This window comes from Limnobacter sp. UBA7229, assembly GCF_002473065.1.
GTDB classification, from domain to species: Bacteria; Pseudomonadota; Gammaproteobacteria; order Burkholderiales; family Burkholderiaceae_B; genus Limnobacter; species Limnobacter profundi.
Genome location: NZ_DKTN01000016.1, coordinates 29,545 through 46,535 on the forward strand (window position 1 = coordinate 29,545; position 16,991 = coordinate 46,535).

General features: G+C 54.5%; 15 protein-coding genes. 2 read left to right on the forward strand and 13 right to left on the reverse strand.

Annotation, left to right across the window (positions count from 1 at the left end; all coding sequences use genetic code 11):
• Positions 1 to 500 precede the first annotated feature (500 nt).
• The 12 genes from icmF to B4C79_RS09190 all read right to left on the reverse strand — a co-directional run bounded on the left by icmF (position 501) and on the right by B4C79_RS09190 (position 13,492).
• Complete coding sequence (gene icmF / locus B4C79_RS09135; protein ID WP_291741158.1) at positions 501 to 3,803, reverse strand: fused isobutyryl-CoA mutase/GTPase IcmF; 3,303 nt, start codon at positions 3,801 to 3,803, stop codon at positions 501 to 503.
• On the reverse strand, positions 3,763 to 4,092 hold the full coding sequence (locus tag B4C79_RS09140) for a DUF4212 domain-containing protein (RefSeq protein ID WP_105027950.1): 330 nt from the start codon (positions 4,090 to 4,092) through the stop codon (positions 3,763 to 3,765). The genes icmF and B4C79_RS09140 overlap by 41 nt, the downstream gene beginning before the upstream one ends.
• 9 nt (positions 4,093 to 4,101) lie before the next feature.
• Positions 4,102 to 4,743 carry a methionine biosynthesis protein MetW gene (gene metW / locus B4C79_RS09145; RefSeq protein WP_291741161.1) on the reverse strand — a complete coding sequence of 214 codons (642 nt, stop codon included), beginning with the start codon at positions 4,741 to 4,743 and terminating at the stop codon, positions 4,102 to 4,104.
• Positions 4,740 to 5,876, reverse strand: coding sequence for a homoserine O-succinyltransferase MetX (gene metX, locus B4C79_RS09150; RefSeq protein ID WP_291752197.1), 1,137 nt, complete (start codon positions 5,874 to 5,876; stop codon positions 4,740 to 4,742). The genes metW and metX overlap by 4 nt, the downstream gene beginning before the upstream one ends.
• A gap of 90 nt (positions 5,877 to 5,966) precedes the next feature.
• Complete coding sequence (ptsP, locus tag B4C79_RS09155) at positions 5,967 to 7,718, reverse strand: phosphoenolpyruvate--protein phosphotransferase (protein ID WP_291742687.1); 1,752 nt, start codon at positions 7,716 to 7,718, stop codon at positions 5,967 to 5,969.
• Between the two features lie 3 nt (positions 7,719 to 7,721).
• Positions 7,722 to 7,991, reverse strand: a complete 270-nt coding sequence (locus B4C79_RS09160; protein WP_105027946.1) for an HPr family phosphocarrier protein — start codon at positions 7,989 to 7,991, stop codon at positions 7,722 to 7,724.
• Complete coding sequence (locus B4C79_RS09165) at positions 7,960 to 8,424, reverse strand: PTS sugar transporter subunit IIA (RefSeq protein WP_105027945.1); 465 nt, start codon at positions 8,422 to 8,424, stop codon at positions 7,960 to 7,962. The genes B4C79_RS09160 and B4C79_RS09165 overlap by 32 nt, the downstream gene beginning before the upstream one ends.
• Positions 8,424 to 9,386: a glutathione synthase gene (gene gshB / locus B4C79_RS09170; protein ID WP_291742695.1), complete on the reverse strand. Its 963-nt coding sequence runs from the start codon at positions 9,384 to 9,386 to the stop codon at positions 8,424 to 8,426. Before gshB ends, B4C79_RS09165 begins: the two co-directional genes overlap by 1 nt.
• Entirely contained in the window at positions 9,383 to 10,672 is a 1,290-nt protein-coding gene (gene gshA / locus B4C79_RS09175) for a glutamate--cysteine ligase (protein WP_171097212.1), read from the reverse strand. Before gshA ends, gshB begins: the two co-directional genes overlap by 4 nt.
• 163 nt (positions 10,673 to 10,835) lie before the next feature.
• Complete coding sequence (locus B4C79_RS09180) at positions 10,836 to 12,290, reverse strand: ammonium transporter (RefSeq protein ID WP_291742702.1); 1,455 nt, start codon at positions 12,288 to 12,290, stop codon at positions 10,836 to 10,838.
• Positions 12,291 to 12,311: 21 nt separating this feature from the next.
• Complete coding sequence (locus B4C79_RS09185) at positions 12,312 to 12,650, reverse strand: P-II family nitrogen regulator (RefSeq protein ID WP_008248258.1); 339 nt, start codon at positions 12,648 to 12,650, stop codon at positions 12,312 to 12,314.
• Between the two features lie 71 nt (positions 12,651 to 12,721).
• Entirely contained in the window at positions 12,722 to 13,492 is a 771-nt protein-coding gene (locus B4C79_RS09190; protein ID WP_291742705.1) for a TorF family putative porin, read from the reverse strand.
• A 211-nt stretch (positions 13,493 to 13,703) separates the two neighbouring features.
• Between B4C79_RS09190 and B4C79_RS09195 the strand changes: the two genes are divergently transcribed.
• Together B4C79_RS09195 and B4C79_RS09200 are read left to right on the forward strand one after the other, a co-directional pair.
• Positions 13,704 to 13,934: an accessory factor UbiK family protein gene (locus tag B4C79_RS09195; RefSeq protein WP_171097206.1), complete on the forward strand. Its 231-nt coding sequence runs from the start codon at positions 13,704 to 13,706 to the stop codon at positions 13,932 to 13,934.
• 118 nt (positions 13,935 to 14,052) lie between these two features.
• The gene (locus B4C79_RS09200) at positions 14,053 to 15,627 is read left to right on the forward strand and encodes a YifB family Mg chelatase-like AAA ATPase (RefSeq protein WP_291742709.1); all 1,575 of its coding nucleotides are present in this window, start codon (positions 14,053 to 14,055) and stop codon (positions 15,625 to 15,627) included.
• On the opposite strand, the gene B4C79_RS09205 is transcribed toward B4C79_RS09200, so the two are convergent.
• Positions 15,615 to 16,991, reverse strand: a complete 1,377-nt coding sequence (locus B4C79_RS09205; RefSeq protein ID WP_291742712.1) for a heterodisulfide reductase-related iron-sulfur binding cluster — start codon at positions 16,989 to 16,991, stop codon at positions 15,615 to 15,617. The two genes, B4C79_RS09200 and B4C79_RS09205, sit on opposite strands and share 13 nt — an antisense overlap.

Below are 16,991 nucleotides of genomic sequence, written 5' to 3' on the forward strand. Positions count from 1 at the left end.
TCTCTCGCCAGAAAACCTGTTGATCCCTTGCTGAGCCTTGCGATGCCTGAGAACGACCCTCCTAAACTACGGGTCGGGTCCGTTCTCTGTCGCCCATGCTGGGCAACACCGGCCCTGCTCGGCATGCAAGGGCAGTTTTTCTTGAAGGCGAGGCGATCGAAACACCGCCGCCGATTGGGCGCTGCAAACAGCCGTGAGTCGCGTGGTGGTGGAGAAGCACCGCACGGGAGAGCTGGGAGCTGAACTTGCAATGGGTCGCACGATGACCAGTCAGAAAACTTGCCGGCTTGGCGCGCCGAGACTAGCGATCGCGCCCTGGCGCGAAAGCCAAGACCCGACCGTTACTTTTGGAGGGCTTGGCTTAGTGCAGGCTCAAGACGACAAGCCAAAGTGCCAAGTTTTCGGGCAGCGGTGACCCTTCAAGTTCAGCTCAAGAGCCTCCAACGACAGCCGACGCAAGCAACCCACGACGAGTTGGCAATAGACGCCAGTAGCGGCCCTCACATCGACCTGCGGTACTTGCCACCCACCTCAAACAGCGCCTGCGTAATCTGCCCAAGTGAACACACCCGAACAGCATCCACGAGCACCTCGAACACGTTGCCGCCGTCCATGGCAGTTTGCTTCAAACGCTCCAGCATGGGGCCACTTTCTGCCGCATGCCTTTGCTGAAACTCGGCAAGGCGATCCAGCTGGCTCAACTTTTCTTCCTCCGTTGCGCGGGCCAGTTCAAGCGAGTTCAAAGAATCGGCGTTGTCATTGGGGTTGGTGAATGTATTCACACCCACAATTGGCAAGGTGCCGTCGTGCTTCTGAATTTCATAATGCATCGACTCTTCCTGGATTTTGCTGCGCTGGTAGCCTGTTTCCATGGCACCCAACACACCGCCGCGTTCGCTGATGCGATCCAGTTCAGCCAGCACGGCTTCTTCCACAAGTTCGGTCAATTCTTCAATGATGAATGCACCCTGGCTTGAATTTTCGTTTTTCGCCAAGCCCCATTCCTTGTTGATGATCAACTGAATGGCCATGGCACGGCGTACGCTTTCCTCGGTCGGTGTGGTCACTGCCTCGTCATAGGCGTTGGTGTGAAGGCTGTTGCAGTTGTCGTATACGGCAATCAGGGCTTGCAAGGTGGTGCGTATATCGTTGAATGCGATTTCCTGCGCGTGCAGGCTTCGGCCACTGGTTTGGATGTGATATTTCAACTTCTGGCTGCGGTCGCTGGCACCATAACGGTCGCGCATGGCGATGGCCCAAATGCGACGTGCAACACGGCCCAATACGGTGTATTCGGGGTCCATGCCATTGCTGAAGAAGAAGCTCAAGTTCGGCGCAAAGTCGTCGATTTTCATGCCGCGCGCCAAATAGGCTTCCACGAAGGTGAAGCCGTTCGAAAGCGTAAAGGCCAGTTGTGAAATCGGGTTGGCCCCGGCCTCGGCAATGTGATAACCGCTGATCGACACGCTGTAGAAGTTACGCACTTCATGGTCGATAAAGTACTGCTGAATATCGCCCATCACGCGCAGGCTGAATTCAGTCGAGAAAATACAAGTGTTCTGGCCTTGATCTTCTTTCAAAATGTCGGCTTGCACGGTGCCGCGCACAGCCTTCAAAGTGCTGGCCTTGATATTCGCGTATTCATCCGCATTCGGCGCGCGCTTGTTTTTGGCCGTGAACAAATCCACCTGCTGATCAATGGCAGTGTTCAGGAACATCGCCAAAATGCTGGGTGCCGGGCCATTGATGGTCATGGACACACTGGTGCTGGGTGCGCATAAATCAAAGCCGCTATACAACACTTTCATGTCGTCTAGCGTGGCCACACTCACGCCACTGGTGCCCACTTTGCCGTAAATGTCGGGGCGCAGGTCGGGATCAAAACCGTACAGAGTGACCGAGTCAAAAGCAGTCGACAATCGCTTGGCATCGCTTGCACTGCTGAGCATTTTGAAACGGCGGTTGGTGCGTGCGGGGTCGCCTTCACCGGCAAACATGCGGGTGGGGTCTTCACCTTCGCGCTTCACGGGGAATACGCCTGCGGTGAAGGGGAAATAACCGGGCAGGTTTTCCAGCATCACGAATTTCAGCAGGTCGGCCCGACTGGTGAACTTGGGCAGACTGACGCGATTGATTTTCAGGCCACTGAGCGAAGTCACGGTCAACGGTGCTTGCAGGGCCTTGCCGCGCACTTCATAGGTCAGCGTGTCGCCTTGGTAACCCTCAGTCAGCTTTGAATAGTCTTTCATGGCCTTCTGCGCAGCCATGCTGATTCGAGTGTTCGTCAACTCAACAATATCGTCCAGCGCTTCCACCGCCTTGGTTTTGTCAGGCTTGTGTTCAAGCAACAGGGCTTGGGCACGTTGCATGCATTCCAGGTCGTACACGGCAGCCACGTCTTTCTGAACTTGCGCTTTGTAGCTGCGCACAGCCTGCGCAATCTCGGCCAGGTAGCGCACGCGCTCGGAAGGCACCACCGCTTTCATGGTTGTGGAATGTTTGGTGTCGATGGAATCGAACAGACCTTTGGAAGGCTTGGCAATGGGCAGGGCTGCGCGCAAGGCTTTGTACAGGGCACTAACACCGTCGTCGTTAAAACGGCTGGCCAGCGTGCCATACACAGGCATGGTGTCGGGCATGCTGGTAAATGCCATGCGGTTGCGCTGCACCTGTTTGCACACATCGCGTAGCGCATCCAGTGCGCCTTTGCGGTCAAATTTGTTCACCGCGACAAAGTCAGCAAAATCCAGCATGTCAATTTTTTCAAGCTGGCTGGCTGCACCATATTCCGGTGTCATCACATACAGGCTGAAATCCACATGCGGCACGATGGCCGCATCGCCCTGGCCAATGCCCGGAGTTTCAATCAGCACCACATCAAAACCCGTAGCGCGACACAAGGCAATAATATCTGGCAGGGTAGCGGGTACTTCCTGAGCGGAATCGCGTGTGGCCAGTGAGCGCATGAATACTTTGGGGCCATTGCCAGCCCAAGGGCCAATGGCATTCATCCGAATGCGATCGCCCAGCAATGCACCACCGGTTTTACGGCGGGAAGGGTCTACGCACACCACGCCAATGGTCAAATCATCGCCATGGTCCATGCGAAGGCGGCGAATCAATTCATCAGTCAGGCTGGATTTACCCGCACCGCCCGTACCGGTAATGCCCAACACTGGGGTTTTGCTGGCTTTGGCTTGCTCGCGAATCACGTCCAAATCGGCAGCAGGCACTTCGTCACGCTCAAGGCGGGTAATCAGTTGGGTCAGCAGCGGCCAGTTGTTGGCCAAAGCCTTGATGCTTTCCGGTGAGCAAGCTGTGTCAATCTTTTTGCGGGCATCGCGCACTTGTGCTGCACGGGCAATCATGTCGCCGATCATGCCTTCCAGACCCATTTTCTGACCATCTTGCGGGCTGTAAATTCGGTTTACGCCATAGGCCTGAAGGGCTTCTATTTCAGAAGGCAAAATGACACCGCCACCGCCACCAAACACTTGAATGTGACCGGCGTTGTTGGCCCTCAGCTCGTCCACCATGTATTTGAAAAATTCGTTGTGCCCGCCCTGATAGGAACTCACGGCCAGGCCATCCGCATCTTCCTGAATGGCGGCGTCTACCAATTCCTGCACGGAGCGGTTGTGTCCAAGGTGAATGACTTCAGCACCTTGGCTTTGCAACAGGCGGCGAATCATGTTGATCGCGGCGTCGTGTCCGTCGAACAGAGACGAACCAGTTACAAAACGCAGAGGCGTGCCTTTGGTGTCAGTGAGGGGTTTTCCCACCTCGCCGGTGCTGCTTTTCATTCGTGTCTCCTGGATGGTTGCGGTTGTTTTCCACCGCTCGTTTGAATTTCAATTCTAACCTATCCATGCGCCATGCGTAGCACGCAACCAATCCCAAAAAACTCAAAAGCAGAACGCTGGAGATGACCCAATAGGTCAAAGGCACCCCATAAACTGTGATGCCAAGCTGGGGAATAAACAACACCACGCTGAGAATCAGGGCAATCCACACCGCAAGCAAGCGCCAGGTAATTCTTTTAACCTGCCGCCAATACTCGTTTTCAAGTGGGGTGGGTTGCTGGGTTTTCATGGTGTTAGCCTAATTTGCAAACTGGGGCTTGAAGCGATAAACCGCCAAAGTGCTGCGCAAATTGCCCAACAATTCAACGGGTTCGCCGTTTAAAAAAAGTTGTTTGCCCAGTACTTTATGTCCGATTTGAGCAACCAGCGCCTCGAAATCTTTGGGGGTGCACAGGTGAATGTTCGGCGTGTTGTACCACTGATAAGGCATTTGTTTGGACACTGGCATGCGGCCCAATGCAATCGACCATACATGGTACCAATGACCAAAATTTGGGAAGCTGACAATGCCTTCTTTGCCCACACGGGCGATCTCTTTCAAAATTCGCTCGGTGTTGTGCATGGCTTGCAAGGTTTGCGACAAAATCACCACATCGAATGCATGGTCATCGAACATGGCCAGGCCTTTTTCAAGGTCTTGCTGTATCACGTTGATGCCATTGGCCACACTGCGCTGCACATTGCTGTCGTCAATTTCAACGCCATAGCCTGTGGCCTTGCGGGTTTTCATCAAACGGGCCAAAAACGAACCGTCACCACAGCCCAAATCGAGTACGCGTGCACCCATGGGCACCCAGCTTTCGATCAAATCGAGATCGGCCCGCGGCACCACAATGGGCAGGGGTTGTACATCTTGGCGAACGGCGTGCAGGGTTTTCATGCAAGCTCCTTGGCAATGCGCTCAAAGTAGCCACGCACCACATTGTGGTAGCGCTCATCAGTGAGCAGAAATGCATCGTGACCGTGTGGGGCGTCAATTTCCGCGTAAGTTACATCGCGCTGGTTGGCCATGAGGGCCTCCACAATTTCGCGGGTTCGCTCGGGTGCAAATCGCCAGTCGGTGGTGAAACTGACCAGTAGAAACTTGGCTTTGGCCGCTTCCAGGGCCTTGGCCAAATCGCCACCCGTGTGGCGTGCGGGGTCGAAATAGTCCAGCGCTTTGGTAATCAGCAAGTAGGTATTGGCATCGAAGTAATCTGCAAACTTGTCGCCCTGGTAGCGCAGGTAACTTTCTACCTGAAAGTCCACTTCAAGACCGTAGTTGTAATCGCCGTTGCGCAGGGTGCGGCCAAACTTTTCGGCCATGTCGTCACCGCTCAAGTAAGTGATGTGACCAATCATTCGGGCCAGGCGCAGACCACGCTTGGGCACCACGCCATGCTCGTAATAATTGCCACCATGAAAATCGGGGTCGGTCACGATGGCCTGGCGTGCCACTTCATTGAAGGCAATGTTCTGTGCGCTTAACTTGGGTGTAGAGGCAACTACCATGCAGTGCCCCACGCGGTCTGGGTAACTGAGGCTCCATTGCAGGGCCTGCATGCCGCCCAAACTGCCGCCCATGACTGCGGCAAATTTTTCGATGCCGAAATAATCAGCCAGGCGAACCTGCGCATTCACCCAGTCTTGAACTGTAACAAACGGAAAGTCAGCGCCGTAGGGTTTGCCAGTTTCCGGGTTGGTGCTGCTCGGGCCGGTAGAGCCAAAGCACGAACCCAAGTTATTCACGCCGATTACAAAAAACCGATTGGTGTCAAGCGGCTTGCCCGGTCCCACCATGTTGTCCCACCAGCCCTCACTCTTGTCTTGCCCTTCGTACAGACCCGCCACATGATGAGAGGCATTCAATGCGTGGCACACCAGCACAGCATTGCTTTTCTCGGCATTCAAGGTGCCATAGGTTTCAACCATCAGAGAATAGCTGGGCAGGGACTTTCCGCACTCAAGTAAAAGCGGTGCAGTGAATTCAATAAGCTCGGGCTTTACGAAGCCCACGGACTGGTTGGCAGACACAATACGGTGTTTCTTAGGTTGGATTGTTGGTTTTCGCAAGCCTTTGAGTATAAATCGCAAACCGGCATTGAAGGCGTCCCGGTTGCGGGATCAGTCTTCGTGCAATTGGCGCATCAGGGCGTCAATTTTATCGATGTCAAATGTTCGAGTCACCTTTTTGACCAGTTTTTGCGTGGCCTCAAAGTCGGTTTTCAAGAGCAACTCTTTGACATCGAGTAGTTGTGACGGATGCATCGAATACTGGGTAAGACCCATACCCAGCAACAAGCGGGTCAAGCGAATGTCACCTGCCATTTCACCACACACGCTCACGGGCACGCCTGCTTTTTCGGCACTGGAGATGACCTCGTACACCAGCCTTAACACCGCCGGGTGGAGGGGATCGTACAGGTGAGCCACTTGGTGATCAACCCGGTCAACAGCCAGGGTGTACTGGATCAAGTCGTTGGTGCCGATCGACACATAATCGAGGTAACTCAAAAAATGTGGCAGGCTTAGCGCGGCCGCAGGCACTTCGATCATCCCGCCAATGGGCACGGCCTGATTGGCCTGAAAGCGCCGTTCGAGCAATTGCTCACGCGCCATGTCGATGTAAGCCAAGGCCTGCTTGGTTTCACGAATGTTGGTGAGCATGGGCAACAGAATTTTCACAGGTCCATGCTTGGCAGCCCGCAACAAGGCGCGAATTTGGGTGAGGAATATTGCAGGCTCGGACAGGCTGAAACGAATGGAACGCAAACCCAGCGCCGAGGTGCTGGACACCGGGGGGGCACTGCTGTTGGCACCATCGAATTGCAGGGTTTTATCCGCACCCAGATCAAGCGTGCGAACCGTGACCGGCTTGCCTTTCATGGCCTTGATCACCTTGCGGTAGGCTTCGTACTGTTCATCTTCTGATGGCCATTCCTTGCGGTTCATGAACAGGAATTCGGAACGGAACAGGCCCACACCATCGGCTCCGGCATCGACCACGCCTTTCACGTCTTCAGGCAATTCAATGTTGGCCAGCAGTTCAACCCGGCGACCACACTGGGTGCGTGCCTCCGTGGTAATCAGTCGTTTCAGGCGCTGGCGCGACAAAGCCAGAATGGCCTGCTTGCGCTGGTATTCTTCGACCACCATGGTAGCGGGGTCGAGGAATACAGCACCAACCTTGCCATCGACCACCACCAGGTCGCCGTTGTGTACAAACTCGAGCGCACGCGGCACGCCCACCACAGCGGGTATGCCCAGGCTGCGCGCCACAATGGCAGTGTGGGAGGTTGCACCACCCATTTCAGTCACGAAAGCGCCCACACGGCGACCTTTCAGTTGCACCATGTCGGCGGGCGAAATATCGTGCGCAACAATTAGCCAGGGGTCTTCATTCTCGCCTTCTGGCGGCAGGGGCAAAGCCGTGGCGTGCCCGCGCAGCGATTTCAAAACCCGCTCAACCACCTGGCGCACGTCGCTGTTACGCTCGCGGAAGTAGTCGTCTTCAATCGCGGAGAACTGCTCCAGCAAAACTTCCATTTGCTCAATCAAGGCCCACTCGGCATTGATCAGCTTGGTTTGAATCAGGTTTTTGGGTTCTTCCGACAAAATGGGGTCGGCAAGGATCAGGCTGTGCAGGTTCAGAAAGGCATCGAACTCGGCGGGGGAGTCAGCGGCAATTTGACTGCGAATTTCAACCAGTTCATCGGCCACGCGCTTGATGGCATTGTCGAATCTTTTTTTCTCGAAACGAACCGATTTTTTATCGATGCGATTGCGGGGAATATCCCGCATGGCCGTGTCCCACACCAGGGCGCGGCTAACTGCAATGCCTCGTGAAACTGCGATGCCATGCAAGGCCAGGGTCATGGTTTACTCGCCTTCGCCAAATTTGTCATCAATGAGGGCCACCAGTGCGGCAATGGCCTCAGCCTCGTCACTGCCTTCTGCCTCCAGCACCACGTTGTGCCCTTTGCCCGCGGCCAGCATCATGACACCCATGATGCTTTTCGCATTCACACGGCGGCCCGCTTTGCCGATCCACACCTCGGACTGAAAGCGGCTGGCTGTTTGGGTCAACTTGACCGAGGCACGCGCGTGCAGGCCCAATTTATTGCTGATGGTGATTTCTTGCTGAATCATCGTTTTTCGCCGGGTTAAAGGTTTGACGTTGTGGCGCTGTGGCACCAGTGCTTACGATACCGTTTCGGCCACCCATGACCAAACGTTCGGCCACTTCGTTGATGGGCAAATCCCGAAAACCAAGTGCGCGCAACACCATGGGCAAATTGCAGCCCGAGACCAACACTGTGGGCAGGTTCAACGATTCCACACCGGCACGCACAGCTGCATTGGAGGGAGTTGCGCCAAACAGGTCGGTGAGAAACACTACGCCTTCGCCCGCATGCACCTGCCGCGCAGCGGTCTGAATGCGTTGCACCGACTGTTCAATGTCTTCATCGCCGGGTACATCCACGACCGCCAGACCATCTGGCAGAGAACCCATGACGTGTTTCACACATTGGGCAATGGCGTCGCCCAAAGGGGCATGCGTAACCAGAACCAGCCCAAGCATCAGTTGCCCTCCTGCAAGGCGTTTTCAACCGCTTGCACAAAAGTATCCGCAACGGGAAAACCGGTTTGATCCATGATCTCACGGAAGCAGGTGGGGCTTGTCACATTCACCTCGGTCAGGTTCTGCCCAATAATGTCCAGACCCACCAGCAACAGCCCACGCTTTTTCAATTCCGGGGCCAGTGTGCGGGCAATGTGCCAATCGCTTTCACTCAAGGGCTGCGCCCTGCCCGTGCCGCCCGCCGCCAGGTTGCCTCGGTGCTCACCCTCTTTGGGCAAACGTGCGAGGCAATAGGGCACCGGCTCGCCATTGATGAGCAACACACGTTTGTCGCCATCCACAATTTCAGGAATATAGCGCTGAATCATGGCGGTTTTTCGGCCATAGTCGGTCAGCGTTTCCAATATCACACCCACATTTTGATCGCCTTTTTTCATGCGAAAAATTGAGGTGCCGCCCATGCCATCCAGGGGTTTGGCAATGGCGTCAGGGTGTTGTTCCAGAAAACCGCGAAGCTGGGCAGCATTGCGTGAAACCAGGGTTGGCACCACAAACTGTTCAAACTGGGCAATGGTGAATTTTTCGTTGTGATCGCGAATGGCGCGCGGGCTATTGAATACGCGCGCACCCTCGCGCTCGCCTTGCTCAAGCAACCAGGTGGCGGTTACAAACTCGGCATCAAACGGCGGGTCTTTGCGCATGATGACGGCATCAAGGTCTTTCAATGCCATTTCTTCACGCCCCACCTCGGCGTACCAAGGTTTATTTGCGCGATCAATTGTAATCCACACCACCTGCGCGCGCACACCTGCGCCAGTGGACCAGTGCAAGCCCCCGTCCTCGATCACACCCACCTTCCAGCCACGCGATTGGGCCGATTCCATCATGGCGATGGAGGAATCTTTTTTCGGATTCAGGCTGGTGAGTGGGTCAATCACGCACACAAAGCTTTTACTGCTCATGCGGCCAACTCCACGCTGGCAGTGGCCTCCAGTTCTTGCGAGGCTGCAAGTGCCGCCAAACGACCGATTACACCATAAGCGTAAAAGCGGTTCATGGCCGCATCGGGGCGATCACTGCAATCGGGTGTGTTGCACGGTGTTTCAAACGCCAATGGAACGAAGTGCATGCCAGGTGCATTCAGGTTTTCATCGCGGCCTCGGCCCGTGTGCACGCGGTAAAAACCGCCCACCACATAACGGTCAATCATGTAAACCACGGGCTCAGCCACCGCGTCCTCGATGTTCTCAAAGGTGTGCACACCTTCTTGAATGATGACATCAGACACTTGCAAACCTTCTTTGACCACCGACATTTTGTTGCGTTGCTTGCGGTTCAAACCCACCACTTCCGAGGCGTCTTTCACAGTCATGATGCCCATGCCATAGGTGCCAGCATCGGCCTTCACAACCACGTAAGGCTGCTCGTCAATCCCGTACTCAGCATACTTCACACGTGTCTTGGCCAACACTTCATCTACAGCCTCTGCCAAGGCTTCTTCGCCCACACGTTCCTGAAAGTTCAGCTTGTTTCGATGCGTGAAATAGGGATTGATCAACCAGGGATCAATTTCCAGCATTTCAGAAAATGCCTCCACGACAGAATCGTAGGCCTTGAAGTGGGCACTCTTGCGACGAGTGGCCCAACCGGCATGCAGCGGTGGCAACACAATTTGGTCTTTAATGCCTTGAAGAATTGGGGGCACACCAGCGGACAGGTCGTTGTTCAACAACACAGCGCAAGGCTCTAAGCCCTCAACACCGACACGGTTGCCATAGCGCCTGAGTGGCTCAAGCACAATGTGCTGGCCATCGGGCAAATCGAAGCGAGTGGGCTCGGTAATGTCAGGCGACACGGAACCCAGCCGAATATCCAAACCGGTTTGCTTGAGAATGGCAGCCAAGCGGGCCACATTCGTGAGGTAAAAAGTATTGCGTGTGTGGTTCTCGGGCACCAACACCATGCTGCGTGCTTCGGGACAAATTTTTTCAATCGCACTCATGGCGGCCTGAATGGCCAGCGGCATCATGTCGGGGGCCAGGTTGTTAAAACCGCCAGGGAACAGGTTGGTGTCAACAGGGGCGAGCTTGAAACCTGCGTTGCGCACATCGACAGAACTGTAGAACGGAGGGGTATTCTCGTTCCAGGCCATGCGAAACCACCGCTCAATTTCGGTGGTTTTGTCGAGCATTCGTTTTTCAAGATCCAGCAGCGGACCGGTTAAAGCTGTTACAAGATGTGGAACCATCAACATTCCCTGGGTAAGACACTTCGCCAAGTGTAATCCAAAACGCTGCACTGCCACATTGAGGAAGGGAAATCGGGGGTGAAGCAAAAAAGGCACCCGAAGGTGCCTTTGAATCAGCCCTTTACCCCGGGCTGAAGGATTCCACCTAAGTGGAGAGTGTTACTTACTTGCTGTAGGCTGTTTCACCGTGTGAGGTGATGTCCAGGCCTTCGCGCTCTGCGTCTTCCGAAACACGCAGACCAACGATGAGGTCTACCAGCTTGAAGGAAATTGCAGCCACGATACCGGACCATACGATGGTGATTACCACGCCCTTGGCTTGTACTGCCAACTGGGAAGCGATCACGAAGTCGTCACCCATGGTGCCGCCCAGGCTAGGCGCAGACAACACACCCACCATCAAGGCACCCAGAATACCGCCTACGCCGTGTACGCCGAATACGTCCAGTGCATCGTCTGCACCCAACATTTTCTTCAGGCCAGTTACGCCCCACAGGCAGATTGGGCCAGCCATCAGGCCGAGGATCAGTGCACCCATTGGGCCGATCGTACCGCAAGCTGGTGTAATCGCAACCAAGCCACCCACTGCACCGGAAGCAGCACCCAGCATGGAGGCCTTGCCTTTCAGCAGCGCTTCAGCAGCAGCCCAGCTTAGTGTTGCAGCGGCTGTGGCAAGCAAAGTGTTGATAAAGGCCAGTGTTGTACCGCCGTTGGCTTCCAGGTTTGAACCTGCGTTGAAACCGAACCAACCCACCCACAGCATAGATGCACCCACCATGGTCAGTGTCAGGCTGTGCGGAGTCATTGCTTCCTTGCCGTAGCCAACGCGCTTGCCAATCATGTAGGCACCCACCAAACCTGCAACCGCAGCGTTGATGTGAACCACAGTACCGCCAGCGAAGTCGATCGCGCCGTCTGCGAAGATGAAACCAGCAGCATCCCACACCATGTGTGCGATTGGAATGTAGCTGAATGTGAACCAGATTGCACAGAACAACAACACTGCAGAGAACTTGATGCGCTCGGCGAATGCACCTACGATCAGGGCGCAAGTAATGGCCGCGAATGTAGACTGGAACGCGATGAAGATGAATTCAGGGATCATCACGCCTTCAGTGAACGTGGCTGACAGAGAGTCAGGAGTCACGCCGCTCAAGAACAGTTTGCTGAAGTTACCTACGAAAGGATTGTCGCCGCCGCCAAAGGTCAAGCTGTAGCCATAGATGGCCCACAACACAACGATCAGACAGAACACGGACATCACCTGCATCAGCACGGACAACATGTTCTTTGCGCGGACCAAGCCACCGTAGAACAATGCCAAGCCAGGGATGGTCATGAAGATAACCAAAATGGTTGCGACCATCATCCAGGTGATGTCGCCTTTGTTTACTGTTTGTTCAACAGCTGGGGCAGCTTCTTCTGCGGGAGCAGCTTCTGCGGCCATGGGAGCTTCAGCGGCAGGCGCTTCGGCAGGGGCTGCTTCTACTGGAGCAGCCATTGTTTCGGTGGCTTCGGTGGCAGGCGCTACAGGGGTTTCCTGAGCAAATACACCGGGACTGGCAACACTAAAACCCAGTGCTGCGGCCGCAAGCCAGACAGTCAGAAGTTTTCTCATGATTTCCTCACTTCTCTCTGGTTAAAGGGCGTCTTTACCGGTTTCGCCTGTGCGAATACGGGTAACACTCAACAAATCAAACACGAAAATTTTGCCGTCACCGATCTTGCCGGTCTTGGCCGCTGCTTCAATGGCTTCGCAGGCCTGGTCTACCAGGCTGTCGTCCACTGCGGCTTCAATTTTCACTTTGGGCAAAAAGTCGACTACATACTCGGCGCCACGGTACAACTCGGTGTGACCCTTTTGGCGACCAAAACCTTTCACTTCGGTAACCGTAATGCCTTGCACGCCGATGGCAGACAGCGCTTCACGGACTTCATCGAGTTTGAAAGGCTTAATGACTGCTGAAATTAGCTTCATTACGCACTCCTGAATTAAGTTTGAAGAGGGTAAAAACAGCGCCCCTCTTCAGAGCGCTGTCTGGATTCAATTTAGAACTTGGCGCTTAGAGTTACGATCAAGGAACCCTCGGTGAAATCATCCACACCACCAACGATCAAACCGGCAGCTTTGTCTTCTGCTTCGACATAAGCTGCTGTCACAGAGTAATTGCTGTTGAACGCGTAGGTAGCACCGATGCTGTAGTCAGCGTAGGAGTCAATCGTGCCAGTTGCACCAGGACGGTTGTCTGCCATGTCCTTGTCGAAAGATGTCAAACCGTAGTGGGCAGTCAATGACACCTTGTCTGACAATGGGAACGTGTAACCCAAATCCAGGTAGGTAGAACCACCCTGATCATTTGAACCATTGGCGGCCTGGAAAGCAAAATAATCATCGGAAGCTGCATAAGAAAGCTTTGCGTAAGCACCGGCATATGAGAGCTTTCCGTAAACTTCCAACGTATCTGCGTCAGGGCCTGTACCTTGGTTGTAGCCTTCGTAGAAATAATACAAAGCACCTACATCGTAGCCAATGCCGCTAAATTCACCCGCATAGCCGCCGTAGAAATCCATTTCCAAGCCTGAGCTACCACCGCCCAGGTTGTTGATGTTGGAGTTCCAGTTACCTACATAGAAACCGTTTCCGAAGGCAACATCAAAACCACCTTGGAATGCTGGACCAGAATTGGTCTGGGAAATACCACGGAACTTGTAATCAGTAGTCACGTTGGCGTTTGTAGCCACTGTAACTTCAGCTTGTGCAGTTGAAACAGCCCCGAAAGTAGTTGCGGCGATTGCGGCGACCAGTACTAATTTTTTCATCTCACTCTCCTAAAAATAGATGAATGCCGTAAAGTTTTTTTGGCAAGGGTCTATTAGCGAGAAGTGTGCCAGCCGTGAACTCGTCGGTAATTTCGCGATAAATCCCCCTTTTTCGGGCACAATAGCGATTCAATTTTTTGAATTTTCCATCGCAGCACCAAATTGGTGCACTGTTTTGGTGCAATGCGATACAACTCTTTTGGGGGAAACATTGGCGAACAATCCTTTCGATGCCATCACGGCCAAAGTGGGTGAATTGCTCAATGCAAAAGGGCTTCAAAACATGGAAAACCCCGTCACACAGCTGATTCGCCAGGGTTTGCAAGACATGGAATTTGTCAGCCTTGAGGATTTTGAAATTCAGAAGGAAGTGTTAAACAGGTTGCGCGAAAAGGTGCATGCACTGGAAATGCGCGTGGCTGAACTCGAGAAACGGACCTGACCCACCGACGGGCAAGGCCTCCTCCACCGGGTGACGCAAACCGAAGCACCCGTTTGCCAAACCAAACTGTGTGGGGATAATCATGGGGGTTTGACTCTCGCCCCACCATGTCTCTACCATGCCTTTAGCCACCCTTCAAAGCCTGACTTTTGTGGGTATTCGCCCTGTTGCGGTTCAAATTGAGGTTCATCTGTCGGCCGGTTTGCCTTCTTTCGCGCTGGTTGGTCTGCCCGACACCGAAATTCGCGAATCGAAAGAACGGGTTCGCTCGGCCTTGCTCAACAGCGGATTCGAGTTTCCCTCTCAACGAATTACAGTCAACCTGGCACCCGCCGACCTTCCCAAGGGCAGCGCGGCATTCGATCTTGCAGTGGCATTGGGCATTGCGAGTGCATCGGGCCAACTGGCCAAAGCCGACCTTTCTGACTGGTTATTTGCCGGCGAGCTTTCACTTTCTGGTGCGCTGACTGGCGTTCGTAGCCCTTTTGCACTGGCAGTTGCAGCCCGAAAAGAATCTGCGGCCGGCCAACGCCCTTTAAAACTGATGATGCCCAAAGCGCAAGCCAAGCTTGCAGCCACAGTGCCTGACATTGCGGTATTTGGTGCCCACAATTTGTTTGAAGCGGCAGCGCATTTGGTGGGGCACGGTAACCCACTAGAGCAATACGCGCATAACACGCACGGCAACGCGAGCCAGCCAAACCCGCTGGACATGGCCGAGGTGATTGGTCACCAAACCGCCAAACACGCCTTGCTTGCTGCCACAGCGGGCCAACACCACATTCGCTTGGTGGGACCGCCCGGCAGTGGGAAGTCGATGCTGGCACAGCGTGTTGGCAGCCTGATGCCACCGCTGCCCTTTGAAGACTCGCTGGAAATTTCAGCCATACGAAGCTTGAAGGGCGAAAGTGACGTGCTAAGCCCGCAGCGCCCTTTTCGGAATCCGCACCCAAGCAGCACCATGGCCGCGCTGATCGGCGGAGGAAACCCACCCTCGCCAGGAGAAATTACGCTGGCACACCAAGGTATTTTGTTCACCGATGAGGTATTGGAATTTGATCGACGTTGCCTTGAGTCGCTGCGTGAGCCGCTTGAAACCGGGCGTGTAAATATTTCCAGATCAGGTCACCAGGCCAGTTTTCCGGCAAGGTTTTTGTGGGTGTGCGCCCACAACCCCTGCCCCTGCGGCTGGTTTGGGCACCCTGCCAAAGAATGCCGATGCACACCCGACCAAGTAAGAAAGTATCAAAACAAACTGTCTGGCCCCTTGGCCGACCGGCTGGATATTTCAGTTGAGGTGCAAGCCATTGACCACGGCACACTGCTACACGGGGAAACAGACCACGCCGAGTTGGGCAGCAGTACCGAGCTGCGCAAACAAGTTGAACAGGCCCGCACCATTCAGCTACAACGCCAGGGCTGCCTGAATGGTGAAATGAGCGCAGGCCAAATTAACAAGTATTGCAAACCCGCCAGCAGCGCTGAAAAACTGTTGCTGGCCTACGCCCAGAAAAATCATCTTTCAGCCCGTGCACTGCATCGAATTTGCCGGGTGGCACGCACCTTGGCTGACCTTGACCAAGCAGGTCAAATTGATAAAAAACACATTGCTACCGCCATTCAATACCGAAAAGCGCTGGCTGGCGAGGCGGGTAGCCAATCGCCCGTGCACCACCCGACTCACAACCCGTAAGCCACTCGCAGCAAGGTAAGCGGGTGTACCAGTTCCGGTTTTTTGTCAGAGGTCTGGACAAGGTCCAGGATTTCAATACCCCAGGCAATTTGCCGACCCGTTAACTGACAGTCGGTCGACAAATAGTCAGGGGCCTGCTCAGCCATTTGCCTGAACACACGCTGCCCCAACTTGATCGCCCCGGGAAAATCTTCGCGCTGGTTGCCCCAATGACAGCCGAAGCCGGGGCTACCCTTAACCACATTCACTTCGGTGTGGGGCACCAGACCTAACAAGGTCTCGGTGTGCCGGGCAATACCCAAATGGGCACCACCCAGGAACGGTTCGTGATAATTCACCTTGCCCAGGGGGTTGCTGAAATCGGTTCTCAAAGCGCTTTCTCCATGCAAGGCGATCAGGTATTCAGTGGGCGCCCAAAATGCTTCCTTCACTTGCTGAATTTCCGCATCGTCCGGAAAAAGAGTTGGCAAATGGTGTGTGAATACTCTTGAACAAGCGGGGCTTGGGGAAACAATGGCGTACCCCCTTTGCGCCAAAGCCAACAAGGGCGGTATGTTACTTCGCGCCAAATCAGCAAAACCGGAAAGGTCGCCCGCGTTCAGTTTGGCGTGGCCACAACATGACTCAAGATTGGCTACCACACACTCAATATCATTGTGCTGCAGTACTTGAATCAAGTCCCGGCCAATTTCTGGCTCGTACAAATTCACGTAACAACCGGCAAAAATAGCCACCTGCCGGGGTACCTGGCCATGGTCTGCCACTACAGCGGCCTGCGAGGGGTTGGCCATAATCAGACTACTCGCCTGAGCAAGAAATGTTCGCTTGGCCAATTTGGGCAACCAGGCTTGTGCGTCAACACCCGTCATGCGTTCCATCAACTTGCGCACGGCACTGCTGTCCACAATTGTGTTTGCCAACGCAGTAACAACCGGAATACCAGCCAGATGAGAGAAAGGATGGTGCCGCTCAAAAGCGTTGGTATAACTGACACTGCCCTTGGCAAACTTTACAGCCTTGGCGCGCAGCATGGTGGCCGGAAAATTGATTTGCTGGGGGTGTGGCGCGCTGTAGGGGCAATGGCCCACATGGCATTGGTCGCACAGGTGACATTGATCGGCCAGGTTCAGATAGCGCGATTTGGGTACGCTGCGAAGCTCTGAGTCGTCAGACTCATCAATCAGGTCGAACAAAGCGGGAAAGGTGCTACACAGGGACAAACAACGCCTGCAGCTGGCGCACACGTCGAACACGCGCTCCATGCTCGCCAAGCATTGCTGTTCATCGAGATAATCGGGGCTGGCCCAGGTAACACTGAGCCCAAATGCTTCATGAGCACTGCCATCCACTAGAGCCTGAGCCAT